Annotated in this window: 2 protein-coding genes; one reads left to right on the forward strand and one right to left on the reverse strand. The window is 58.9% G+C overall.

The genetic code is table 11. The features are described from left to right. Positions 1 to 88: 88 nt before the first annotated feature. Positions 89 to 232: a hypothetical protein gene (locus tag ABT116_RS48735; protein WP_351648002.1), complete on the reverse strand. Its 144-nt coding sequence runs from the start codon at positions 230 to 232 to the stop codon at positions 89 to 91. 320 nt (positions 233 to 552) lie between these two features. On the opposite strand from ABT116_RS48735, the gene ABT116_RS48740 reads away from it, so the two are divergent. Further along, on the forward strand, positions 553 to 1,150 hold a 598-nt coding region (locus tag ABT116_RS48740), incomplete at its 3' end, for a SulP family inorganic anion transporter (RefSeq protein WP_351648004.1).

Below are 1,150 nucleotides of genomic sequence, written 5' to 3' on the forward strand. Positions count from 1 at the left end.
CACCACCCCGAGCAGGCCCACGAGACGGACGGAGTGCGCGCATGACACTCGCCGACGGGATCTGGCACCAGATCTTCGACTTCACCGACTACGGCAGCGCGCGAGCTTCAGCCCCCGTATCGGCTGCGGCCGAATCCGTTCCGAGTGCGGCCAGAACCGCTGTGGCGGTGGTCTCACCGATACCAGGGACCTGCATGATCTCCTCGACCGTTGCCGTTTTCAGCTTTGCCACGGAACCGAAGTGCGTTTTGACATGATGTCCTCTCGGAACAACCTGATTGACGTTTGCCGCCGAACTGTAACGGAGTCACCGACCGAATTAGTCAGTTTTCGATCAACAAAACCCACACAGTAGGTAAACAATTGGTAAGAGTTACTGGCCGTCACAGCTGACCGCCCACATGAGCGTTTCCCATTCCGGGCATATATATGGCACGAAAGGCCTTGCAGCGTAGTCGAATTCAATGCCGTGTCGCACCGCGGCCGCACCTTCGTTCACACTCTACCCTTACGGGAGGGTAGGGTATGAGCACCTCGTCAGGACGGAATCTCATGGCAGTAACCATCACTTCATCCACCAACGACAATTCGGTACGGGCCGCTCTCCGGTCACCTCGCCGTCTCAAAACCGAAGTCTTGGCCGGACTTGTCGTTGCACTGGCGCTGATTCCCGAGGCGATATCATTCTCGATCATCGCCGGTGTCGACCCCCGTGTGGGCTTGTTCGCGTCATTCACGATGGCAGTGACCATCGCCGTCGTCGGCGGACGACCCGCCATGATCTCGGCGGCCACGGGCGCAGTCGCACTGGTCGTCGCTCCACTCACTCGCGAATACGGAATCGACTATCTGATTGCGACTGTCCTCCTGGCCGGCCTTCTACAGATCGTGTTGAGCCTCCTCGGCGTCGCGAAGTTGATGCGCTTCATTCCGCGCAGCGTCATGGTGGGATTCGTCAACGCACTGGCAATCTTGATCTTCATCGCTCAACTCCCCCACCTGATCGATGTTCCGTGGCTCGTCTACCCACTTCTGGCCGTCGCCCTCCTGATCCTCGTATTCCTGCCGAAACTCACGAACGCCGTCCCGGCTCCACTGGTGGCGATCGTGCTACTGACTACCGCCACAGTCGTTTTCGCTTTCGACGTTC

The sequence above is a fragment of the Streptomyces sp. NPDC002130 genome (genome assembly GCF_040296465.1).
Classification (GTDB): Bacteria; Actinomycetota; Actinomycetes; order Streptomycetales; family Streptomycetaceae; genus Streptomyces.